The sequence below is a fragment of the Trinickia sp. NRRL B-1857 genome (assembly GCF_050470685.1).
Lineage (GTDB): Bacteria > Pseudomonadota > Gammaproteobacteria > Burkholderiales > Burkholderiaceae > Trinickia.
The window spans coordinates 1,622,518-1,645,389 of sequence record NZ_JBFLUK010000011.1 but is presented as its reverse complement, the minus strand read 5'-3'; the positions used below and the strand labels follow the sequence as shown (position 1 = coordinate 1,645,389).

At 61.2% G+C, this 22,872-nt stretch carries 18 protein-coding genes; 11 read left to right on the top strand and 7 right to left on the bottom strand.

Annotation, left to right across the window (positions count from 1 at the left end):
• Positions 1–52 precede the first annotated feature (52 nt).
• Positions 53–1,267, bottom strand: a complete 1,215-nt coding sequence (locus AB1286_RS27660; RefSeq protein WP_430366393.1) for an MFS transporter — start codon at positions 1,265–1,267, stop codon at positions 53–55.
• Between the two features lie 452 nt (positions 1,268–1,719).
• On the opposite strand from AB1286_RS27660, the gene AB1286_RS27655 reads away from it, so the two are divergent.
• Entirely contained in the window at positions 1,720–2,724 is a 1,005-nt protein-coding gene (locus tag AB1286_RS27655; protein WP_430366392.1) for an XdhC family protein, read from the top strand.
• Between the two features lie 29 nt (positions 2,725–2,753).
• Here the strand turns inward: AB1286_RS27655 and AB1286_RS27650 are convergent, their stop codons facing one another.
• Both AB1286_RS27650 and AB1286_RS27645 read right to left on the bottom strand, forming a co-directional pair.
• Positions 2,754–3,884 (bottom strand): alkene reductase, encoded by a 1,131-nt coding sequence (locus AB1286_RS27650; RefSeq protein WP_430366391.1) that lies wholly within the window; start codon positions 3,882–3,884, stop codon positions 2,754–2,756.
• A gap of 502 nt (positions 3,885–4,386) precedes the next feature.
• The gene (locus AB1286_RS27645; protein ID WP_430366390.1) at positions 4,387–5,043 is read right to left on the bottom strand and encodes a response regulator transcription factor; all 657 of its coding nucleotides are present in this window, start codon (positions 5,041–5,043) and stop codon (positions 4,387–4,389) included.
• Positions 5,044–5,477: 434 nt separating this feature from the next.
• Here AB1286_RS27645 and AB1286_RS27640 point away from each other — a divergent pair, with 434 nt between their 5' ends.
• The 3 genes from AB1286_RS27640 (at position 5,478) to AB1286_RS27630 (ending at position 9,152) form a co-directional block, all read left to right on the top strand.
• On the top strand, positions 5,478–5,855 hold the full coding sequence (locus AB1286_RS27640; protein ID WP_430366389.1) for a response regulator transcription factor: 378 nt from the start codon (positions 5,478–5,480) through the stop codon (positions 5,853–5,855).
• 474 nt (positions 5,856–6,329) lie between these two features.
• On the top strand, positions 6,330–7,871 hold the full coding sequence (locus AB1286_RS27635) for a winged helix-turn-helix domain-containing protein (RefSeq protein WP_430366388.1): 1,542 nt from the start codon (positions 6,330–6,332) through the stop codon (positions 7,869–7,871).
• Positions 7,872–7,952: 81 nt separating this feature from the next.
• Positions 7,953–9,152 carry a GGDEF domain-containing protein gene (locus tag AB1286_RS27630; RefSeq protein ID WP_430366387.1) on the top strand — a complete coding sequence of 400 codons (1,200 nt, stop codon included), beginning with the start codon at positions 7,953–7,955 and terminating at the stop codon, positions 9,150–9,152.
• Between the two features lie 53 nt (positions 9,153–9,205).
• On the opposite strand, the gene AB1286_RS27625 is transcribed toward AB1286_RS27630, so the two are convergent.
• Together AB1286_RS27625 and AB1286_RS27620 are read right to left on the bottom strand one after the other, a co-directional pair.
• Positions 9,206–9,673 (bottom strand): hypothetical protein, encoded by a 468-nt coding sequence (locus tag AB1286_RS27625; RefSeq protein WP_430366386.1) that lies wholly within the window; start codon positions 9,671–9,673, stop codon positions 9,206–9,208.
• A gap of 456 nt (positions 9,674–10,129) precedes the next feature.
• A complete protein-coding gene (locus AB1286_RS27620) occupies positions 10,130–10,978 on the bottom strand; it encodes an AraC family transcriptional regulator (RefSeq protein WP_430366385.1) in 849 nt (282 codons plus the stop codon).
• A gap of 27 nt (positions 10,979–11,005) precedes the next feature.
• Between AB1286_RS27620 and AB1286_RS27615 the strand changes: the two genes are divergently transcribed.
• On the top strand, positions 11,006–11,986 hold the full coding sequence (locus AB1286_RS27615) for an amidohydrolase family protein (protein ID WP_430366384.1): 981 nt from the start codon (positions 11,006–11,008) through the stop codon (positions 11,984–11,986).
• Here AB1286_RS27615 and AB1286_RS27610 read toward each other — a convergent pair.
• Entirely contained in the window at positions 11,967–13,100 is a 1,134-nt protein-coding gene (locus AB1286_RS27610) for an acyl-CoA dehydrogenase (protein WP_430366383.1), read from the bottom strand. The two genes, AB1286_RS27615 and AB1286_RS27610, sit on opposite strands and share 20 nt — an antisense overlap.
• A 305-nt stretch (positions 13,101–13,405) precedes the next feature.
• Between AB1286_RS27610 and AB1286_RS27605 the strand changes: the two genes are divergently transcribed.
• The 5 genes from AB1286_RS27605 (at position 13,406) to AB1286_RS27585 (ending at position 19,920) form a co-directional block, all read left to right on the top strand.
• On the top strand, positions 13,406–14,425 hold the full coding sequence (locus AB1286_RS27605; protein ID WP_430366382.1) for an AraC family transcriptional regulator: 1,020 nt from the start codon (positions 13,406–13,408) through the stop codon (positions 14,423–14,425).
• Positions 14,426–14,564: 139 nt separating this feature from the next.
• Entirely contained in the window at positions 14,565–16,715 is a 2,151-nt protein-coding gene (locus AB1286_RS27600) for a sensor histidine kinase (protein ID WP_430366381.1), read from the top strand.
• A 25-nt stretch (positions 16,716–16,740) separates the two neighbouring features.
• Complete coding sequence (locus tag AB1286_RS27595) at positions 16,741–17,199, top strand: response regulator (RefSeq protein ID WP_430366380.1); 459 nt, start codon at positions 16,741–16,743, stop codon at positions 17,197–17,199.
• Positions 17,196–18,698 carry a PAS domain-containing protein gene (locus AB1286_RS27590; protein WP_430366379.1) on the top strand — a complete coding sequence of 501 codons (1,503 nt, stop codon included), beginning with the start codon at positions 17,196–17,198 and terminating at the stop codon, positions 18,696–18,698. The genes AB1286_RS27595 and AB1286_RS27590 overlap by 4 nt, the downstream gene beginning before the upstream one ends.
• A gap of 217 nt (positions 18,699–18,915) precedes the next feature.
• Complete coding sequence (locus tag AB1286_RS27585; RefSeq protein WP_430367345.1) at positions 18,916–19,920, top strand: L,D-transpeptidase; 1,005 nt, start codon at positions 18,916–18,918, stop codon at positions 19,918–19,920.
• Between the two features lie 27 nt (positions 19,921–19,947).
• On the opposite strand, the gene AB1286_RS27580 is transcribed toward AB1286_RS27585, so the two are convergent.
• Positions 19,948–21,531 (bottom strand): ABC1 kinase family protein, encoded by a 1,584-nt coding sequence (locus tag AB1286_RS27580; protein WP_430366378.1) that lies wholly within the window; start codon positions 21,529–21,531, stop codon positions 19,948–19,950.
• Positions 21,532–21,810: 279 nt separating this feature from the next.
• Here AB1286_RS27580 and AB1286_RS27575 point away from each other — a divergent pair, with 279 nt between their 5' ends.
• Entirely contained in the window at positions 21,811–22,848 is a 1,038-nt protein-coding gene (locus AB1286_RS27575) for a rod shape-determining protein (RefSeq protein ID WP_430366377.1), read from the top strand.
• The last annotated feature ends 24 nt before the right edge of the window (positions 22,849–22,872 follow it).

Here is a 22,872-nt window from a genome sequence, read left to right as displayed (position 1 = left end):
CGTTGACATGGTCATATATCTTTATGGTGATGAACGTTAGGCGCGGCTGCGGTTAGGGTTTGCTCGGCGCATGGGATCTCGCGACGAACAGGAAGTGACCGAGAGCGATCAGCGGGAAAATGGCCGAAACGATCGCTATCAAGGTCCAGCCGCCGCGTTCGAAGAGCACGCTCGCCACGCTCGAACCGAGCGCTCCGCCGATGAAGATCGTCGTCATATAGAGCGCGTTCAGTCGATTGCGGCTGGCAGCGTGCAGGGCATAGATCTCGCGCTGGCCTAGCACCATGTTCATCTGTACGGCGAAATCGAGCACGATTCCCGTCACGACCAATCCATATGAACCTGAAGATAGGTGAATCAATGCGGGCGTGAATGAAAGTACGCCCGCAATGAGCGCGATAAAGGTTGCGCGAATCGAATGGCCGGCATCGGCGAGGCGTCCCGCGACAGGTGCAGACGTTGCCCCGATCGCACCAACCAGCGCGAAGAGCCCGATCTGAGATTGAGAGAAGCCGTAGTGGCGGGTCAACTCGATCGGCACGGCGGTCCAAAACAGACTGAACGAGGCGAACATCAACCCCTGAGAGAGCGCTCGCTGACGCAACACGGGCATCGTTCGAACGAGAGACAAGAGCGAGCCGATGAGCTCGAAGTAACTGGCGCTATGTTCGGGCTGCCGCCGCGGAATGGTTAGCGCGAGAACCGAAGTCACGAGCGCCATCAAGATCGCGGCGGCGCCGAATACGAAGCGCCATCCGAAATGGTCCGCAACGAGACTGGAAATCGGGCGCGACAACAAAATGCCCAACAGCAAGCCGCCCATGATCGTGCCCACCACGCGACCCCGCGAATGATGCGGCGCGAGATGGGCTGCAAGCGGAATCAAAAGCTGGACGGCGACGGAGCTAAAGCCGATCAAAAGCGATATGGCAAGGAACCATCCCGGAGACTCCGCTAACGAGGCAGCCGCGAGGCTGACGATGGAGACAAGTGCGGTCGCGATCATCAACTTGCGGTTTTCAAGCAGGTCGCCGAGCGGCACGATGAAGAACAACCCGAGCGCGTAGCCGATCTGCGTAAGCGAGACGATCAGGCTCGCGAGGCCGCCCGACATATGAAGCGAGGGGGCGATGAGTTCCGTGATGGGCTGCGCGTAATAGAGGTTTGCGACGATCGCTCCGCAACTGAATGCGAATAGCGCAATGAGCCCTTGGGTGAGTTTGGCGGCGGGCTCGTCACCGGAATGCGCATGCGTTGGGGAGGACATTCAAAGACTCCTTTGATGCAGATTAGCTGTACGTCGAACGCAACGGAATGTGCACGGGACGCAAACCCTCGTTGCGCTCCGTGCAACGAGGGAAGCCCTCAAGGCTCGAACGTTCCAGTTCGGCCGAATAAGAATCGCATGGCGGGCTCTGAATAGTCCTGAACGAGTCTCTTAATTTTTCCAATGATCATGCCGTTCAGTGTGAGGCTGGCTACGCCGCGCAATCCACGCTTGCAAGCGCCAGGTATTTCACGCCTCGCGGGGAGGAGGTACCCTGCGGCGTGTAAAGAACAATTCAGCGCGCCTTAAAGAATTTTCAGTGCTCCTCGCACTACTATGCATCGCCGTATCGAGGGTCAATCGCCACGATTTTTCGAGACGATGAGTTACTCGTGCGCGATCCCGCCGTCGTTCGGGAGGGATGCTTCATTGCTAGACATTCAAGGGGTGTCATGGATAGTGTGAACATGGACGTGATTTGCGCGGCGTATCAATGGCTCGAGGAAGGCCGCCGCCCCTTGCTTGCGACGGTCGTCAAAACATGGGGTTCTTCGCCGCGCGTGCCGGGTTCGATGCTCGTGATCCGCGACGACGGACTCGCGATCGGATCGGTGTCCGGCGGTTGTATCGAAGACGACTTGATCGCGAGGGTGCGCGAACGACGTATCGACGCCACGCGCCCATACACCGAGCGCTATGGCGTGTCGGCAGAGGAGGCGCATCGGTTCGGATTGCCCTGCGGCGGTACGATCGAACTCGTACTCGAGCCGTTGAACGCCTCGAGCGGCATTGCTGCGCTACTGGATGCCTTGCGGGCCGGACGTCTCGTGACGCGTACGTTGGATCTTGCCACGGGAGCGGCAACGCTCGCACCGGCATCCGTGTCCGACGGCATTCACTTCGATGGAAAAGCGCTACGGACGGTGCTCGGTCCGCGCTATCGCCTTCTCGTCATCGGAGCCGGACAACTTTCGCGGTATTTGGCCCATATTGCAGTCGGTCTGGATTTTCAAGTGACCGTTTGCGATCCGCGCGAGGAGTATGTGGACACATGGGATATACCAAGCGTCGAACTCGTCCGCGAGATGCCGGACGATGTCGTGACGGCGATGCGTTTGGATGAACGAAGCGCCGTGGTTGCCTTGACCCACGATCCGAAGTTGGACGACCTCGCACTGATGGAGGCACTGAGAACGCGTGCCTTTTATGTCGGTGCGCTCGGTTCGCGGCGAAACAACGATGCGCGGCGCGCGCGTCTACGCGAATTCGATCTGGACGACGAGCGCATCTCGAGAATGCATGGACCTGCCGGCATTCATATCGGCAGTCGTACGCCGCCTGAAATTGCAGTCTCTATCGCGGCGGAAATGATCGCCGCGAAAAACGGTATTCAAATTCCGCTTCGAATGCAGGTACGCTTCGGCAAGGACGGCGCTCGGCCTGGCTTGCACGCTTAGCTTCGGCGTACGAGCCAGGCCGGATTTCGTCAACGCGATTCGAGGGCGAGCGCCGGGTAATCGATATATCCGGCTTCGCTGCCGCCGAAGAATGTGCTGGGATCGGGCTCGTTGAGGGCGAAGCCCTCCCGCAGCCGCTGGGGAAGGTCAGGATTGGCGATAAAGGGGCGGCCGAACGCGATGACATCCGCCCGTCCGTTTTCGATCGCCCGTTTCGCCGAGTCGAGGGTATAGCCGCCGGCAAGCATCAGCACGCCTTCGAATCGTTCGCGCATCAACTTGATGATGCTGTCCCAACGGGGATCGTACTGCTCGTCCTTTTCCGTGCCGACAATGGCCGGTTCGACAAGATGCAGATACGCGAGGGAACGATCGTTCAAATGCTGCGCGATGTAGCCGAACGTCTCCTCGGGGGTCTCGTCTCCCATTCCCATAAAACGTCCCATAGGTGTAAGCCGGACACCGACGTTCGCGTGGCCTACTTCCGTACTTACGGCATCGACGACTTCGAGCAGCAAGCGTGCACGGTTCTCGAAGCTGCCGCCGTATCGGTCGTCGCGGCGATTGCTGTTGCTATTGATGAACTGATCGAGCAGGTATCCGTTACCGGCGTGGATCTCCACGCCATCCATGCCGGCTGCCATGGCGTTGCGGGCGGCGGCGCGGAAATCGTCGACGATCGCAGCGATTCCGCCGAGCGTCAGCGCCTGCGGGATCGGAATGTCCACCCAGATACCGTTGCCGTTTTCGTCGGCGATAAACGTCTTGCCCGGCACCGGTATCGCCGACGGCGCAACGGGTAGGCTGCCTTCCGGCTGAAAGACGGGATGGGAGATGCGTCCGACATGCCATAGCTGTAGAAATATTTTGCCGCCTTCGGCATGGACCGCATCGCTTACGGCGCGCCATCCGCGGATCTGCTCGGCCGTGTGGATGCCGGGAGTCCATGCATAGCCTTGGCCCTGCTGAGAGATTTGCGTCGCCTCGGTGACGATGAGCGCGGCGCTTGCGCGCTGCCGATAGTATTCGACGTTCATCGAAGTCGGGACGTTGCCGGGTTGACCGGCGCGAGAACGGGTGAGCGGCGCCATGGCGATGCGATGGGGTAGCGTGTGACGACCCAGTTGAATTGGGACGAATAGCGCATGAGTTTCGGACATTTCAATCTCCGTCGATGTGGGTATCTTCATGCAGGAAGTTATCGGCGATTCGTCCGCGCGTGAATCCGGTATCTGCGCAATCCAACGTTGCGCGAATTGCAACGGACGTAGCGGTGCGCATGAATGAAACGGAATCTTTGGTCGATGGAGGGGCGTCCATCGGACCGTCATATGCGAACCCGATGGAATTGATTTTGTACGCTGCGCGTGAATAGGCGAAATGAAGCGTTATAAAAATTCCTTACCGTCGTGTTGGGCATTGAGCCCCAGCGCCGTGCGGCAAGCTTCAGTTCGTGTTTTGTGAGGCGATGGGTAGGCGAAACACGAACTCTCTAGCGCCGTATTGTCGACGCGCAACGCTCGTGGTTTCCGGATTCAGGTGTTGGAGATTGCGCATCGAAAGCGATTGCCCGCATGCTATGAGCGGCACTTGCGGTCACGGTGTCGATGGTGGCGATTCGGTGCTGTGCGAGGAGCGGCCACAAGACCCATCCCTCGGCGATTACCCCGTCTTACGGATGCCGAGTTGCTGGGCCATGACCACGAGATCCGCAAACGTACGCGCCTTCATCTTGCGCATCGCTTGACCGCGGTGGATTTTGACCGTTACTTCACTGATTCCGATTTCACCGGCGATTTGCTTGTTTAGCAATCCGGTCACCGCAAGACCCATGACCTCCGACTCGCGCGCCGTCAATGTCGCGTAATTGGCTCGGATTTCCTCGATCGTGCGCAGCCCCTGTCTGCGTGTCCGATCCTTCTCGAGGGCGGCCGAGACCGCATCGAGCAGATCCTGATCGCGGAACGGCTTCGACATGAAATTCTCGGCGCCGGCTTTCATCGCTGCGACCGTCATCGGGATGTCCCCGTACCCGGTCATAAAAATGATGGGCACGCCGACGCCTTGCTCGGTGAGTTGCGCTTGCAAGTCGAGGCCGCTCGGGCCGCGAAGCCTTACGTCGAGTATCAGACAGCAGGGAACGTCGGGAATGGGGAATTTCAGCAGTTCGGCAGCCGATGCAAACAGCGCGACGTTGAGGCCGACCGAACGCAAGAGGCTAGAGACGCTGTTACGCACGTTGTCGTCGTCATCGACGACGAGGACGATCGCGTCGTCATCCACGCTCGTATCACTTATCTCGAGATTGCTGCGTGTCACTATCAAAACTCCAGTCAGCTCTAGGGGCTTGAGTATCGGCCTTCGCTTGACTGCGTCAACCCTGTGGCGCACTCGCGGGTGATGTGCCGAGGGATGATGCGCACCTAAATTTACGGCGCAGTCTAGCATAGACTCTATGAAAAGAATTTTGCTAATTGCTCGAAACGAGGCTCCCGCGCAATTCACGACTCATACCTTAGTATTAGGATAGACAAGGCGTCATAGCGTTGCGCCGCCAAGCCCGATGAAAGCGACGGTCGGGCGAGTGCCCCGCGGCCGTGCCGTGCCGTTCGCCTTCCGGAGTGTGTTCGCTCGACCGGCTTGTATCCGACTACCGTATGATGGTGCGACGTGTTGCTTGTCGCTACCCTTGTGAATATCCGGTGGAGGCGTGATCCGACCTTGTCACTGCTTCTAGAACCCAGGAATTTTGAGTGAATACCACCCCGGTCATCGCTGTCGTTGACGACGACGTATCCATTAGAGAGGCCATGGGTCAGTTGATTCGCTCCTTCGATTTCGCGGTACGACTGTATCCAAGCGGCCCAGAGTTATTGGAATCGCAGGCACTCGACGAATTCGACTGCATCGTTACCGATATTCAGATGCCCGTGATGACGGGCTTTGCCTTATGTGAAGCATTGCGTTCGCGCGGCATCGGCGTGCCTATCGTCTTTATGACGGCTTTCGTAAAGGAAGGATATCAACAGCGTGCGCGCGATTTCGATGCGGCTTGTTTTCTGACCAAACCGTTTCAAGGCACCGATATCCTGCGCTGCATCGAGCACGCGCTCAGAATGCGTCGGCGTTGAGTCCGATCTCCTTTTAGATCGCCGCCGCCGCGGCGTATCGCCAATATTTTCCTAGGCGGACCTACTTCCCTGCGGCCTCTCCGCACGGCGATCCCAACGCTGCGGCGCGACCTCCATCCGATCTCCCGCTGAAAGCAAGGCGAGTGCGCGCAGGTGTGCTTGCGCCGACCGCATGAGCGAAAGAGCTAAAGAGCGGTTAATACTAAAGTGAGGTCCCGCTAGATAGAACGATGGCGCGGCAATTTGCACGCAGCCAATTGCCGCGTGCGATGCGTCGGTACGGACTCGGTCTATAGGGCAATCCAACTCACACGATGGAATGATGGAAGGTCGCGGCTGCCCATACTACGATGCCTGCGTAGTTGCTCCGGTCAAAGCGAGACGTTTATCGCGGTGGAATCGATCGGAGCAGTGGAGCGCCCCGGTCCGTTTGCCGGCAGGGGATTGAGCGTCAATCAATTAGGCAGGCTCAGCATGCATACGTTCGATCGTATAGCGGTCTCATTCGAGAGTCGCGAGGTTTTCGTCGATGGCGAACTCCAGCGCATTAGTATGCGAGCGCTGGATATCCTCGAATTGTTGATCGAAGCGGACGGCGGGCTGGTCACGAAGGACCAGATCATGCGGGCGGTTTGGCCGACCACATTCGTTGTCGACAATAACATTCAGGTGCATATCTCGGCCCTTCGCAAACTCCTGGGCGGCAAGGACGGCTGGATCAAAACCGATCCGGGGCGCGGGTACCGTCTCGCTCGACCGAGACCGGAGAGCGTATCGGATACGACGGCGCCGAGCGCGCTTGCCTCTTACCGGACGAAACCTCTTACGAACGCTATGCTCGTGGGTCGAGATCGTGCAGTCGAGGAAATCCTCGAGATGGTCGAGGCCGATCCGATCGTGACGATCGTTGGTGCCGGCGGTATCGGCAAGACTTCCGTCGCACGAGAGGTCGCACGCCAGTATGCAACGGGTCTGGGCGCACAAGTATGCGTCGTCGATCTTTCCACGGAAGCGCGAGGCGCAACTGTGGCGCAGGCCATCGCCGAGACGTTGGGCCTGCATCGGCGCCAAGACGAGAGCGGCCTGGCGTCGAGATTGAATGAGCTATCGGGCCGATACGCGGTTCTGGTGTTGGATGGATGCGACCACGTAATCGCCGAAGCCGCGGCGGTTTGCGAAGCATTGTGTGCCGAGCAAGCGAATGTGCGACTTATCGTCACCGCGCGTGAGCCATTACGGATCGCCGGCGAGCGCGTCTATCGCTTACAACCGCTAAGCCTACCTGGGCCCGAAGCCGGCGAGGACGAAATCCTGGCCAGTCCCGCAGTGCAGCTATTTTTGCGTCAGTGCGGCAACCTGGGTGCTATTGCTTGCGCGGATCATGCTTCTCTACTGTGTCTGTCGTCGTTATGCCGGCAACTCGACGGATTACCGCTTGCCATCGAACTCGCTGCTCAGTGGGCCGCGGCAATTGGCGTCGACGACTTGTTGGCAGCCCTAGACACCCTGATCCTTGCGCTTTCGAACCGACTGCGTTCCGTGCCTGCACGGCACGAGACGCTCAGAGCATCCATCGACTGGAGCTATGGCTTGCTCACGGAGTTCGAACGTGTCGTGCTGCGCCGGCTTGCGATCATGGATGGTGCGTTCGACTTGAAATCCGCATGCGAAGTTATTTCATGCGAAGAGTTCGATGCGACGATGATATTGGGCGGTATCGTAAATCTTGTGTCGAAGTCGCTCGTTGTGGCCGATAAGGGAGATGGCGCATCACGCTACTACCGCTTGACAAAGGTTACCCGTACCTTTGCCAAGGAAAAGCTTGACGCCACGGACGAGTTCGCCTGGTTGCGGCACAGATTGGAGGCCTGCTCGTTCGACGACCGCGGCACTCATGAGGCGAGCATGGATCGTCCGGCATCAGGCGTTCGACATCCGTTTCAGTATCGTCGACAATCTCGCATGCGCATCGCACGACGGCAAATCGTGCGGCGTGCTGACTTATCCGTCGTGTAACATCAACATCCGACGGATCATGACAACCGTTGGGCTCGAGTTCGGGCCATCGACTTCTTTCGTCCACGCGGTCTCACATCGATGCTGGATCCCGCAGTTGCTATCGCTACATCCGCGCTCATGTGCATCGTCTTATTGGTGCTGCTCGGCTCTCTCGTTCGATCGGGCATACCCGGCGTGCGCGAGTGGCTCGCAGCCAATACCGCGATGGTAGCCGCGTTGCCGCTTATCCTTATGCGTGGGCGAATTACCGACATCCTGTCCGTCATCGTCGCGAATATGTTGATGGCATTGGCGGCAGTCACGTATTACGCAGGCTGCGCGCGATTTTTGGGGCGCCCGGCCCGTTGGTCGGCCTGGATGGCGTCGCTCGTGCCGCTTTGCGGCGCTCTGGTGTATTGGCGTTACGCCGTCGACAGCATTCCAGTTCGCGTGCTGGTGACGACGCTCTTTACCGCCGCGGTTTGCATCGCCGTCGCACTTTTGGTTCTCCGGTATCGTCCACCTGGGCGGTCCGCCTATCCCTACCGGGTGACCGCTTGGATGGCATTGCTATTCGCGGCATGTCAGTGCGCGCGCGGGATTTACTTCATGACGTTATCCGGGGTGTCGACTCCGCTAATGTTCGCCTTGCCCGGGAGCGTGCTCATGCTTGTCGCCGGCGCGGCCGTGATGCCGACCCTGTCGATGTCCGCAATGATGATGGTGCACGACAAGCTGCTCGCCGACGCCCGCGAGGCGGCGAATCGAGACTTTCTCACCGGAGCGCTTTCGCGTAAGGGCTTCGAAGCCGTCGCGCGAACACAGTTGGCCGACGCGCAAAGGCAAGGGCTGCCCGTCTCGCTTTTGATCGTCGACCTCGACCATTTCAAATCGATCAACGACACGCTCGGCCACGCCGGCGGCGACACGGTGCTGCGCGAATTCGTGCGCGCGACCCAGATGCAACTGAGGCGCGGCGACGTGCTCGGGCGCATGGGGGGCGAGGAATTTGCCGTATTGCTTCCCGCAACGGCGTTGGACGATGCACGGCGCTTTGCGGAACGGCTACGTGCCGCCGTCAACGCACATTCCGTCACGACAGCGGCTGGGCCGTGCAGATATAGCATGAGTGGCGGCTTAGCCGCTTGGCAAGCGGACGAGGCGCTAGACCAGCTGAGCATGAGAGCGGACGCTGCGCTCTACGAGGCGAAGCGGGCAGGGCGCAACAAAGTATGTGTCCGCGAGACGGCGCCAAGCGAGGCCGCGTTGCAGCGTGCGCAAGGCCGGTCGCTAGCTTGAAATGAATACGCCGTCCGGGCGCGAAGCCTGCTGTTTGGTGCGCAGGCCTAGCGTTACAGCCGCAAGTACCTACCGTCTCTTTTGCAACTCTTGAATGTATTGGCCTGCGACCCCGCGTCCGCGATGGGATAAGCGTGGAACGTAATCACGGGCCCGTCTTTTTCTTTCTGCCAGCCGCCCTGCACAAGAATGTCGGTTTCGCCCTCGGTCCCGACGATCGTTCTGCCGCAATCGAAGATGATATCGACGCCGCCGACGCTACGTTCGAATCGCCCCCATGGGACGGCCGCGGCGATTCGCTTACACAGAGTGAGTTCGCTCTGACTGAACTGGTCCCCTAAAAAAACCGGCTTGTCGGTTGGCGTTTGGCCTGGCCAATTCCCAAGATAAACATGCTTGCGTTGATGGTAGTCGCAGTAGATTGGAACCGAATCCGCGTGAATGGCCACGAGGATTCCAAGTTTTTTGTCCACGGTACCGATCGCGTCCAAGCGACGGCCAGGCGCTGTTTTCAACGCCATCGGCCTCCCGGGACCGTCAGGCATATATTCCAGGTCGCACTTATGTATCGGACAGTGCGGGTCCTTGGCTTGCATATTGGGGTTCGCCGCCGTTGCGTGGACCGGACGCACACTGGGTGCGAAGGCCCAGATATGGCAGGTCGGATCGGGACATATCCATTTGGGCATGGTCGAAAATCCTATCGTTTGTAGCGTTGGCGGTTCGCGGTGTGGATCCAATGCCGCACAATGCAGGCGCCTGTCCTCCCCAAGGACATCGGCACTTGCCGTTGCCCGTTCACGGGCGGCGGATCTTCAGTGGCGCATTATTATCTTAAGAATTGCCATCCTAGCAAACCTTCGCTTGGCTCGGCTAGGGATGTTAGGGCGCGCGCTTATAGAGGGGCGGACCCGATCGCTTTTATGCGTTCGCTCGCCCATGTATTTACATCGATCTTGAAAACCTCAACCGCGGGGCTACGAAGTCCGCAAGCGATTCTCGCGCCTCAGCCGCTCGGGACTCGCCCCCGTCATTTGCCGGACCATGGCGATATACGCCGAGGTACTGTTGTAACCCAGTCGCCGGGCAATCTCGTCATTCGAGAAACCTTCCTCGAGCATCGTCAGTGCGGCGACGAGCTTGGCGCGTTGGCGCCAATCGTGAAACGACATGCCGGCCAGTTCGCGCCAGCGCCTCGACAGGCTGCGTTCGCTTAGCGCGACTTCCTCCGCCCATTGCGCGAGATTCCGCCTGTCTCCCGGCGTCTGCACGATCGACGTCATGATACGTGCAATTGCCGGATGGTCGACAAAGGGTAAATAGCCGCCGAATTCGCGAGCGAGACGTATCCGGTCGATCAAAACGTCAGCGAGGCGCCGATCCTCGACCGAGGTCGGAATTTCGATCGAGCGGGCGGCGAGGTCCTGAACGATCGCAAAAAGAATATCGTCACACCGCAACGCGGTGACTTCCGCAGGCAACGAATCGCATCGCTTCTCGGCGATATAGATAGCCGCGTATCGCGTCGCTTGACGTGTTCTCGATTCGTGTTCGATGAATGGCGGAATCCAGAGCGCGTAAGCCGGCGGCGATAGATATCGTCGTCCCGCGATAGTGAATTCGACGACGCCGCTCACGGCAAACAAAAACTTTCCCCACGGCGCCGACTGCGGCATGAATGCCGTACCCGCCGGAAAATCCACGACACGCACGGAAACGGGCTTCGGCGCGGGGCCGATCAAGGCGGGGTGTTCCGCGTGTGGCGGCGCGCCGATATCTTCTGGCCGATTCTCGCGATTGCCTTGCCAATCCTCGGTTTCTACCATTTGCAAGCTACTTTCGGAGAAAGAAATATGGAATCGAATGATTGGATAGACGTTCACGCGCATTTTACGCCGCCCATGACAGAGGCCGAAAGCGATGCGCGCTGGAAGGCGATGCAAGAGAACGATTGGGTGGGGCCCAAGCCGCCCGACTGGTCCGTGGACAGCACGCTCGAGGCAATGGACCGGCTGAATATCCGAATGCAGATGTTGAGCAATATCCCGTTTGCGCTGGATAGGCTCAAAAAATCGAATGAATTCGGTGCCTCTATCGTGAAGCGCTATCCGTCGAGATTCGGCTTGCTCGCCGCGTTGCCTACGGACAACCCCGATGCGGCATTGGCCGAGATCGAACGCGCCGCAACGGAACTGAACGCCGACGGTTTCGCGACGACATGCTGCTACAACGGCGTCTACCTGAGCGATCCACGGCTTGAACCGGTTTGGGCCGAATTGAATAGAAGGAAGGCCGTGGTGTTCGTCCACCCGAACGCCTATGGCCCGGGCATGTTCGGGCGGGCAAGCGCGCTGCTCGAAGTTGCGTTCGAAACGACGCGCACCTTGGTCGACATGCTTTATGCCGGGATTTTCCGCCGCTACCCGGATTTCAAATTGATCGTGGCGCACTGTGGGGCCGCGCTGCCGGCGTTGTCGGGAAGGCTGACGCTCCTCGGAACGCAAGCTTGGATCGGCAATCCCGCGGCGATCACCGAACTGGAAATGCGCAATCAGCTTGCGCGGCTATATGTCGATACGGCGATGACCGGCTCCATTCACACGATCGCCCCCGCGGTCGCCATGACCGGCCTCGACCATATCGTCTACGGCTCCGATTGCGGCGTGCCTTGCACATGTTTCCAGACGATGGAAGGCAACATGCGTGCGTTGCGCTTGTCGTCGGGACTGGACGCCGAGCAAGTGCAGCGGATCGGTCGCAATGCCTTGAAGCTGTTTCCGGCAGCTTCAAGGCGGATCGAGGAAGACGCGCCGCTCAAAGACTGCGCGCGATGACCATGCGCTGCACTTCGCTCGTGCCTTCGTAGATCTGCGTGATCCGCGCATCGCGATAGTGACGCTCGACCGGATAGTCCTCCAGGTAGCCGTAGCCCCCGTGGATCTGAATCGCCTTCGAGCAGACGTCTTCGGCCACTTCCGACGCGTATAGCTTGGCCTGCGACGCCTCCGACAGACACGGCATACCGGCGCTGCGCAATCGCGCGGCGTGATGCACGAGCAGTCGCGCGGCGTTCAGGCGCGTCGTCATATCGGCGAGCATATTGGCGATCGACTGATGTTCCTTGATGGCTTTGCCGAACTGGACACGCTCGTTTGCATAGGTCTTCGCCGCGTCGAAGGCGGCGCGAGCGATACCGACCGCTTGAGCGGCAATGCCGATGCGTCCACCTTCCAGATTCGACAAGGCGATCTTCAAGCCTTCGCCGCGCTCGCCGAGTAAGTTCTCCTCCGGGACGGCGCACGATTCGAGCGTAATCGGGCAGGTATCCGACGCGCGAATCCCGAGTTTGTTCTCAGGCCGCCCCACGATGAAGCCGGGCGTGTCCGTGGGCACGATGAAGGCGGAAATCCCACGTTTGCCGAGATCGGGATCCGTGACGGCGAAGACGATGGCGACACCGGCGCGTCCGCCGTTCGTCACGAATTGCTTGCTGCCGTTGATGACCCAGCGCCCGCTCTCCAGCACGGCGCGCGTCTTCAGATTGTTCGCTTCCGAGCCGGCATGCGGCTCGGTCAAGCAAAATGCGCCGATCGTTTTACCGAGCGCGAGATCGCCGAGCCAACGCGATTGTTGCGCCGCATTACCGAACTTCAAAATCGGCCCGCAGCCCACGGAATTGTGTACGCTCATCATCGTCGCGCATGCCGCGCAGCCGGCCGCGATCTCCTCGAGCGCGAGCGCGTAGGCGGTGTAATCGGTGTAGGTGCCCCCGAGTTCCGCGGGTACGATCATGCCGAGCAGACCGAGCTCGCCCATTTGACGGACGACGTGTGCCGGCAGGGCGCCCTCGCGGTCCCACTGCGCGGCGTGCGGCGCGAGGCATTCGGTGGCGAATTGCCGTGCGGTGTCGCGGATCATCCGTTGTTCTTCGGTATAGAACTCATCCATGGCTGTGCAAGCGTACGAAAGGGAGTCGAAAAAGATTGTGTCGCGGCCGCCTGCCTCACGCCCAGGGAGCCCGCTTGGCGCTGGGTCGTACGGGCCTTACACTGTCGCGTTTTAGTGCCGGCTGCGCCGCGTGCACGCTCGCACCGGCTCCGGCCGTCTTGGCGCGTACGTCGGGCAAGCCGTCTACGCGTCGAAGTGTAGGCAGGCTCGCCGCGGCTTTCGATGCTCAGGCCGCTCAATCGGCGTGAGCGCATTTGCCACCGGAGCGATCGCAAGGCAGTCCGCTAGGCCCGTTGGAACGACTCATGGATAAAGAAAAAGGAACCATCGCCGTCAGTCTCGTGGAGGAGGCCGTGCGCTGTGTCGAGCGCTGCGGCGTGGATCCGAAGCCCATGCTCGAGTCGGCGGGTATTTCGGCGCAACTGCTCGCGTCGCCGCAGGCGCGCGTGTCGTCGGCGCAGTACGGCGCGCTCTGGAATGCGATCGGCCGCGGGCTCGATGACGAATTCTTCGGTCAAGACTCACACCCCATGCGCAGCGGCAGCTTCATCGCGATGTGCCAAGCCGCGCTCACCGCACGCGACGGTGCGCAGGCGGTCGCCCGCGCGACGGGATTCATGCGGCTCGTGCTCGACGACATCACCGCGGACGTGGAGATCGCAAGCGACCGCGTGCGCTTGGTCTATCGGCTGCGTGACGGCGTGCCCGAAAAGCAGATGTTCGCCTACGCCACCCACTTCATCCTCGTGTACGGCTTGGTCTGCTGGCTCGTTGGGCGCCGCATTCCCGTCCGTGCCGCTCGCTTCAGCTGTGCCGAGCCCGCCGCCGGACACGAATACCGTTCGATGTTCTGTGACGACCTGCGGTTCGGCGAAGGCGACTCGTATGTCGAACTTGCCCCGGCGTTTCTCGAGTTACCGGTCATTCAAACGCCGAAATCGCTAAAAACTTTTTTACGCAATGCCCCCGCGAGCTTCATCGTCAAATACCGCAACCCCGATGCGCTGACGGCGCGCGTGCGGCGCGCGCTACGCGCCCGGCCGATCGCGGATTGGCCGGCGGCCGATGCGTTGGCCGCCGAATTGCGCATCGCCGAGGCGACGATGCGGCGCAAATTGAAGCGAGAGGGCGAGACCTATCAGTCGATCAAGGACGCGCTACGCCGCGACATGGCGATTGCCGCGCTGCAAAGCGGGGAGGGAACGATTGCCGATATCGCCGTCGCCGTTGGATTTGCGGAGCCGAGCGCGTTCCATCGGGCGTTTCGTAAATGGACCGGCGCTCGGCCCACCGACTATCGTCCCGTAGGCACGGCAGACGCTTAGCACCCACCAAGACGAAAGCGCCATGGGACGATAGGGCCGCGAATTCGCGTCCATAGCGCCTGTGCGTCTGGGATTCGTCTGTCGAATTTCCTACTATCTTGTAACGAAGCACCGTAATGCACGTTCGAGGCTTGAAGAAATGAATAACGTGGTTAAGCGGTTCGACGGCAAGGCGTGGCGGTGGATCGGATGGGGTTGGCCTTTTATCGGCCTGCTTATGCTGGTGACGGCGGGTATCGGCGCGGTCGGCACAGTCACGCTCTACAACAGCGAAGCCGAGGTCCAACATTCGAACGAGGTCTATACGGGTCTCGAACGGCTGTTGTCGCTCGCGCGCGACGCCGAATCGGGGCAGCGCGGCTATGTCATCACGGGGCGCGATGAGTATCTGCGGCCCTACCTGCAAGCGGAGCCGCAGATCGGCGTCCAGCTCGACCGTCTCGACGCGCTGATCAAGAGCAACCCGGTCCAGGAACGGCGGCTCGCTCAACTGAGTGACTTACTGGATGCGAAAAAGCGCGAGCTAAGCTCGGTCATCGAGCTGCGGCGCACGCAAGGGTTCGAGCCTGCACAAGCCATCGTCTTGAACGACTCGGGCATGACCTTCATGGATCACGCGCGCGCAATCGTCCTTGCCATGGAGCAAGATGTAGCGGCGCAACTGGTTGCCCGGCAGGCCACGGCCCGGCACACGCGCGACTTGGCGATCGTCATCGGCCTGGCTTCCGGTGCGCTGACCGTCTTCCTCTGTTTGTCGTTCGGTTACCTAGCTCGTCGCATGCTCGACGAGGCTTCGAAATCGGCCAACTCGATGTTCGAGCAAAAAGAACTGCTGGAAGTGACCCTCACGAGTATCGGCGACGGCGTGGTGGCGACCGACGCCGATGGACGTATCGCGTTTTTCAACCGCGTCGCGCAGGCGCTGACGGGCTGGCGCGCCGCCGAAGCGATGAGGTGTCCGGTCGATGATGTGGTGCGATTCGAACGAAGCCGCGATAAGAGCCGAGCCGAGAATCCCGCTTTAGTGGCCATGCGCGAGCGGCGCACGGTCGATCATTCGAGCGGGACCTTGTTGATCGGCCGCGACGGCACGCGAACGCATGTCGACGCGAACGGCGCTCCGACGTTCGATTCATCGGGGCGGCTGGTCGGATCGGTTCTCGTCTTGCACGATGTCACCGAACGGGAGCGCGCCGAGGAGCGTTTCCGCGTGGCGGTGGAGGCGGCACCGAACGCGATGATCATGGTCGACGACGCCGGCAAGATGACGCTCGTCAATACGCAAACCGAGCGGCTATTCGGCTACAGGCGCGCCGAGCTGCTCGGTCAGTCGATCGAGATGCTCGTCCCCGAGCGGTTTCGCGGGCACCACCTCGGCTATCGCACGTCGTTTTTTGCGAATCCGTCGGCGCGGCCGATGGGCTCTGGCCGCGACCTGTTCGGCTTGCGCCAAGACGGCAGCGAATTTCCGATCGAGATCGGTTTGAACCCGATCGAAACGTCCGAAGGCACCTTCGTGCTGAGTTCGATCGCGGATATCACCGAGCGCAAGCGTGCCGAGCGGCAATTGCGGCAGCGCACCGAGGAGCTTGCCCGTTCGAACCGCGACCTCGAGCAGTTCGCCTATGTTGCATCGCACGATCTGCAAGAGCCGCTGCGCGCGGTGGCGGGACCGTTGCAACTCTTGCAGCGCAGATACGAGGGCAAGCTCGACGAACGCGCGGACGAATTCATCGGCCACGCGGTGGATGGCGCGACGCGCATGCAAACCCTCATCGACGACTTGCTCAGCTATTCGCGTGTCGGCCGGCTCGAAGATCCGAAGCAATCCGTGGAAGTGGCGCACGCGCTCGAGCTTGCTCTCAAGAACCTGGCGGTCGTGATTCAAGAAACCCAAGCGCAGATTACGCACGATGCGCTGCCGACGGTACAGGGCATTCCGACGCAGTTGGCATTGCTGTTTCAAAACCTCGTCGGCAACGGCATCAAGTTTCGGAAAAAGGACGGACCGGTGCAAATTCATGTCGCCGCGGAGCCGGCCGGCGAAGCGTGGCAGATTTCCGTCGCGGACAATGGCATCGGGATTGCGGAGCAGTATTTCGAACGTATTTTCGTGATCTTCCAGCGCTTGCATACACGGCGCGAGTATCCCGGCACCGGCCTCGGGCTCGCATTATGCAAACGCATCGTCGAGCATCACGGCGGAAGGATTTGGCTGGAGTCCACGCCGGGCGAGGGCACGACGTTCTTTTTCACCCTGCCCCGACCGGCGGGGCAAAGCGCAGGCTAATGCATCGGTCTTGGGAGTGTTGCTCATGCTACGCGATGACAGCGGTAAGCTCGTCCACATCCTTCTCGTCGAAGACAGCCCCACGGACGTCATGTTGACGAGAGAAGCGATGGAGCAATACAAGGTCCTCAATCCGCTCGACATTGTCGAGGACGGGGTGGACGCAATGGACTATCTGAAGGGGCGCGGCAAATATGCCGATCGAGAGCCGGCGCGCCCGGGGCTCATCATTCTCGATCTGAATTTGCCGCGCATGAGCGGCCGGGAAGTGCTTTACGAGCTCAAGCAAGACCCGGAACTGCGCAACATTCCCGTCGTCGTGCTGACCACCTCGAAGTCGGAGGAGGACGTGGTGAAATCGTACTGTCTGCACGCCAATTGCTACATCACCAAGCCTGTCGACTTTTCGAAATTTATCGACGTCGTACGCAGCATCAGTGATTTCTGGTTCGGCGTCGTCACTTTGCCACCCGTGCGCTCTTGAATACCCCGTCATCCGTCAAGGTTCTGCTCGTTGAAGACAGTCCGACCGATGCGTTGATCATTGGCGAGGCCCTTGTCGACATCAGCGAGTTCGAGCACACGCTAGAGCGTGCCGAGTCGCTGCGCGACGCGCTGAGGTTAGCCGAGGGTACGCACTTCGACGTCGTATTGCTCGATCTCGGCTTGCCCGACGGAAATGGAATCGATACCTTTCGGCGTTTTCGGCAGATCGCCCCCGATACGCCGGTGCTCGTCTTGACGGGGTTGGCCGACATTTCGGTCGGTCTCGTGGCGATCAAGGAAGGGGCGCAAGATTACGTGCTCAAACGCGAGATCGAAGCGGCCCTGCTGAGCCGCGCGATCCGCTATGCGATCGAGCGCAAGCGTGCGATGACCGCGCTCGCAGCCAGCGAGGAGCGGTTCCAGCTTGCGGTTAGCGGCGCGAGCGCGGGCCTGTGGGACTGGAATCCGCGGACCGGCGAAATGTATTTATCGCCGCATTTCAGGGAGATCGTCGGGCATGACGAGGACGAGTTGCCCAATTCGATGCGTGCGCATTACGACATCATTCATCCCGACGATGTCGAGCGGGTCATGCTTGCACTCAAAGCGCATACCGAAGACAGGCACCCTTACGATATCGAATACCGTGTACGTACCCGCGCCGGCGAATATCGCTGGATTCAATCGCGCGCTCAAGCGCTCTGGGATACTTCGGGCAAAGCCTACCGGATGGTCGGCTGGATCCTCGATGTAACGGATCGGCGGCGTGCCGATGAGGCGCTGCGCGAATCGCGCGAAGAGTTGCAACGGTTATCGGCGAACATTCAACACATTCGCGAAGAAGAAAAGACGCGTATCGCCCGCGAATTGCATGACGATCTGGGGCAGTTGCTCACGGCGATGAAGATCGACATGGGCCGCTTCGAGCGGACCATCGAAGGCAAGCTCGATGAGCATGCGACGGGTGCATTGCGTAGCATCTATGGGCTTATCGACCAACTCGTCGCGTCGGTGCGCCGCATTGCCGCCGATTTGCGCCCGGTCATGCTCGACGATCTCGGTCCTATTCCGGCCATCGATTGGTTCATCCACGAGTTTTCCGCCAGACATGGTATTGCGGTCAACGCGCAGCTCGACATCAACGAAGTCGCCTTCAACCGCGATAGCGGAACAGAGGTGTTTCGAATGGTGCAAGAAGCGCTGACGAATATCGCCCGCCACTCGGGGGCAAGCGAGGCGGAGGTCGAAATTGCACGCGATGAGCCGTTTTGCATCGTCAAGATTAGCGACAACGGCCGCGGCGCGCTGCCCGATGCTCGGCGCAGTCGCAAGTCGTTCGGACTGATCGGTATGCGGGAGCGGGCCGCGCGACTCGGCGGCGAGTTGAGCGTCGCCACGGCGCCGGGCGAGGGCTTCGCCTTGACCGTAACGTTACCGCTCGCCGTGGTCGAAGCGCCCGACATCGACGATGCGGCGGCCGGTGCCGTTAAGCATTGACGCGCAAGCACGGAAGTTGCTTGGCTTGTTAAGAGGCAAGCACTTTCTACGGATCGCGTTAATGACAGAAGCAAAGCTTTCCGGCCGGCGCTCGGCACAGGGGCACGACCGCTCGTCGAAGAACATTCAAGGCATTCAAGGACCCAATCGAAATCGGCAGTCGAAATCGTATCTAACGAGGGGCGTGACTCGCGCGGCGGCGTCGATCATCGGCTGTATGATCGGCTGCGGCGCGATCGGCTCGCCCACAATGGCGCTCGCGGCGAGCGCCGCCGGGGCGTCGGCGGCATCCGGCGCGGCTTCCAATCCCGGCGCAAAGCCCGCGTCGGCCGCTTCTTCGGCATCGGTTGCTTCCGCAGCATCGGCAGCATCGGCGGCCGAAGCGGCATCGGCCGCGTCCGCCGCGGTGGCTAGTGCGGCACGTCACGCCGCCGATGTCGCCGCGCACCTGGACCCACGCGACGCGCTCAAGCTCAGCAGTCAATTCGATAGCGTGGTGACAAGGCGGTTGTCGGTGCCGCCCGCCGATCAACTTGCGTATGGACGTCGTCTACAGGCCGCGTTGGCGGAAAAAGGGCTTGGCGCGTTGTCGAGGCAATACGTCGTTCTCGTCGATCGCAATCCGAACGTGCAAGCGCTGTTCATCTATTTTCGAGGCGACGCGGCCAATGCCTGGACGCTGATCGGCGCCTCGCCGGTATCGACGGGCTGGCCGGGCCGATACGACCATTTCGTGACGCCGATCGGCGTGTTCGAGCACACGCCGCAAAATATGGATTACCGCGCCGAGGGGACGCTCAACGAAAACGGCATTCGAGGATACGGCGCGCGCGATATGAGGATTTTCGATTTCGGTTGGAACGATGCCGTGCGCGGATGGGGAAAGGGCGGCGTTTCCTCTATGCGCTTTCAGATGCACGCGACAGACCCCGATCGGCTCGAACCGTTGCTTGGAATCCGACATTCGAAGGGGTGCGTGCGCATACCCGGTTCGCTCGACCGGTTTTTAGACCATTTCGGCGTGCTCGATGCCGACTATCAAGCGATGGCCGACGCCGGCCTCGCGCTCTGGGTGTTGCACCGCGATCGAGCGGTGACACCCTGGGCCGGCCGCTACTTGGTCGTCGTCGATTCCGGCGCGAAAACACGGCCATCGTGGTCGCCGCAGCCGCGGCCGGAAGTTAGAGCGCGCGTGCCCGAAGGAGCCGACACGGCCGACTGACGAACGGTTTTCGCCGAATGCGGCGATTCACCGGGCGAGCCAAACGACGCCAATGCCGAGCAGCGCGCCCGTCATGGCGCAGGCCCAGAGCAGGCGCCGGGTCACGCGCTGCTCGTGGCGCAACTGCGCGACCAAGATCGCCGTTTCGTGCGGTTCTTGGTCCACGAACAGCCGTTGCAGCCGATGCACGAGGAGGTTGGGAAGACGCGGCATCGCCGATAGATGCGGCAGCTCGCGCGCGAGCCGCTTGAGCCAACCGCGGTGGCCGATGTCTTCGCGGGCGAGCCCCTTGAGCGTGCCTCTGACGATGTGCCATGCATCGAATCCCGGCGCCAGCGTGCGGGCGAGCGATTCGGCGCGCACGAGTGCCTGATGGGCCAAGACAAGCGCGGGCGAGACCCTGCCATCGAACGGCTCGACGGCGCCGAGCAGGTGTCCGAGCAACGCGGCCGGCGAGCGATCCTCGCTGCGCGCCGCGAAATGCGGTTCGGCCCGCGTGCGCAATTCAGCGGATAACACTTCGTCTCGGGTGCTCGGTGCGACATGGCCCGCTTCACGATGCATGGCGGCGAGCCGCGCGTATTGCTGGTCGAACAGCGCGCTCGCCCCATGAATGAAAAACTCGCGCTCGGGCTCGGTCAGCGTCGCCATGATCTTTCCCTCGCCGAACACGAGCCTGCCGAATGTCCGAGCGTCGAGGCTGACCCGTAGCCGCCCGGCATCGAGCGCCGCATGGAAGAAGCCGTGGGAGAACGCCTGTTCGACGACGACTTCGACGATCCGTTCGGCTAAGGCTTCGAGATCGACGCCACGCGTGCGCAGCACGTCGATATCGGTGACCGCGACGGACTCGATGCGTTCGATGACGAGGACGTCGTCGGTGCTGAGCGCCCACACGACCTCGGGCACGATGACGCGTTCATCCGAGACGAAATGGCGTCCCGTCTGCGACAGGTTGGCTGCCTCCGTGCGCAGATCGAAGCGGCGTTGGACTTCGGCTGCGAACGTTTGGGCGAGAGCATGCAGTTGCAGTTCGCGCGCGCCGGGCGAAAGGCGCTCGAGCAATCGCGCAACCCAGCCGAGCACGGCGATGTCGTCGCCCAAATGCTCCACTTCCTTAACGCGCAGCAGTTTGATCGCGGTTTCGTCGAAGCCGCCGTCGGGACGGTCGGCCTTTTCGCGCGCATGCAATAGCCCGACGTGAATTTGCTCGGCGATGCCGCTTTCGAGCGGTACGAGCTCTACCGAGGCGAACGCCGTATCCGGCGGCCGTCCCATGGCTTTGGCGAGCGCGGGAACGACTTCGCCGGGCGGCAGGGGCTGCGCCAGCGCGGTTTCCACGGTGCCGAGCCGAGCAAGTGCGTCGTGGATCGAGCGCCCGACGCTCTCTCGATCGGCCAATGCCTGTACGGCGAACGCACTGACGAGCGGCGCGAGGCGCGGGAGCGCCGTATGCAGCATCTGGCGCGAGCCCTCGACCGCATGTAAGCGGGACGCAAGGTGCACGAACCAGCGCGCTCTGTCCTCACGCGGCGCGGCGGACCACAGCAGCTTTGCGCCGTAACGCAGCATGCAAGCCAAGAGAACCAGTCGTCGAAACGTCGTACGCATAGGCGAGGAGGCGGGCGAGGGAAAACCGGATGCCAGCGAGAAGGATGCCACGTGATGCAGCGCACGGCGCGTCGTTGTGACACGTTGAGCTGCCGGCGTCCAAACGAAGCGTAAGTGCGGCGGTGCACAACAAGAAAAATCTACCGACCCCTAAAGTTAGGCACTTTATTGCCGTAAAGGGGACATCGGCCCGACCGCGCTACCCGCAACGAGCACACCAGCGCCTCGCCCGTCATGACGGGACGCATGCCGTTGTTGTCATCCATGAGAGAGTCAACGATGTCGCATCCTGCATTTTTCAATCGACTGTTCCCGCAAAGCGTGGCGATCGATCTCGGCACCGCGAATACCCTCATTTACACACGCGGGCAGGGCATCGTGCTCAATCAACCGTCGGTAGTCTGCTTTCAGCGGTCGGCCGAGGCGGGTCGAACCAAAGTGACGGCAGTCGGCGATCAAGCTAAACAGCTGATCGGACGTTCGCCCGGCAACGTCGAGGCCGTCCGGCCGATGCGACACGGTGTCATCGCCAACTTTTCCGCCGCGGAGCATATGTTCCGCGAATTCGTCGATATGGCCCGGCTGCGCTCGCTGTTCGGGCGTCGAGCCGAGTTCACGATTTGCGTCCCGTCCAACGCAACGGCCGTGGAGCGGCGTGCGATCCGCGAGGCGGCGATCGCAGCCGGGGCGGCCAAGGTGACGCTGATCGGCGAATCGCTGGCGGCGGCCGTCGGCGCCGGCCTGCCCGTTGCCGAAGCGCGCGGCTCGATGGTCGTCGATATCGGCGGCGGCACGACGGAAGTCGGCATCGTCTCGCTGGGCGGCATCGCGTATCAAAGTTCGGTGCGCGTGGGCGGCGATCAGTTCGACGCGGCGATCATCGGACACGTTCGCAGCATCTACGGCGTGATCATCGGCGATCAGACGGCCGAACTCGTCAAGAAAACGATCGGTACGGCGACGGCAAGCGTGCCGCGCGAATGCATGCGCGCTGTCGGCCGCAGTCTCAGCGACGGCTTGCCCCGCACGATCGAGCTCTCGAATCATGACGTTGCCGAGGCGCTGGCCGTGCCGCTGAAGGCTGTCATCGGGGCGGTCAAGAACGCGCTCGAGAACGCACCGCCCGAACTCGTCACCGATATCGCCGACACCGGCATCGTATTGACGGGCGGCGGCGCGCTGCTGGCCAATCTCGATCAGCGGCTCGCCGAGGTGACGGGGCTTGCCGTGCGTGTCGCCAACGAGCCGTTGACCTGCGCCGTGCGCGGGGCAGGGGCGGCTGCCGATTGCGTCGATTCGGCGTCGTTCCTCCAGTAGTCGGAAGCCGGGCAAGGCCCCTTG

Coding starts and splice junctions, on each gene's coding strand:
- AB1286_RS27585 (WP_430367345.1), top strand. CDS start 18,916: ATGATCGGCTGCGGCGCGATCGGCTCGCCCACAATGGCGCTCGCGGCG.
- AB1286_RS27575 (WP_430366377.1), top strand. CDS start 21,811: ATGTCGCATCCTGCATTTTTCAATCGACTGTTCCCGCAAAGCGTGGCG.
- AB1286_RS27655 (WP_430366392.1), top strand. CDS start 1,720: ATGGATAGTGTGAACATGGACGTGATTTGCGCGGCGTATCAATGGCTC.
- AB1286_RS27580 (WP_430366378.1), bottom strand. CDS start 21,531: ATGCGTACGACGTTTCGACGACTGGTTCTCTTGGCTTGCATGCTGCGT.
- AB1286_RS27620 (WP_430366385.1), bottom strand. CDS start 10,978: ATGGTAGAAACCGAGGATTGGCAAGGCAATCGCGAGAATCGGCCAGAA.
- AB1286_RS27610 (WP_430366383.1), bottom strand. CDS start 13,100: ATGGATGAGTTCTATACCGAAGAACAACGGATGATCCGCGACACCGCA.
- AB1286_RS27615 (WP_430366384.1), top strand. CDS start 11,006: ATGGAATCGAATGATTGGATAGACGTTCACGCGCATTTTACGCCGCCC.
- AB1286_RS27605 (WP_430366382.1), top strand. CDS start 13,406: ATGGATAAAGAAAAAGGAACCATCGCCGTCAGTCTCGTGGAGGAGGCC.
- AB1286_RS27600 (WP_430366381.1), top strand. CDS start 14,565: ATGAATAACGTGGTTAAGCGGTTCGACGGCAAGGCGTGGCGGTGGATC.
- AB1286_RS27660 (WP_430366393.1), bottom strand. CDS start 1,267: ATGTCCTCCCCAACGCATGCGCATTCCGGTGACGAGCCCGCCGCCAAA.
- AB1286_RS27630 (WP_430366387.1), top strand. CDS start 7,953: ATGCTGGATCCCGCAGTTGCTATCGCTACATCCGCGCTCATGTGCATC.
- AB1286_RS27635 (WP_430366388.1), top strand. CDS start 6,330: ATGCATACGTTCGATCGTATAGCGGTCTCATTCGAGAGTCGCGAGGTT.
- AB1286_RS27595 (WP_430366380.1), top strand. CDS start 16,741: ATGCTACGCGATGACAGCGGTAAGCTCGTCCACATCCTTCTCGTCGAA.
- AB1286_RS27650 (WP_430366391.1), bottom strand. CDS start 3,884: ATGTCCGAAACTCATGCGCTATTCGTCCCAATTCAACTGGGTCGTCAC.
- AB1286_RS27625 (WP_430366386.1), bottom strand. CDS start 9,673: ATGGCGTTGAAAACAGCGCCTGGCCGTCGCTTGGACGCGATCGGTACC.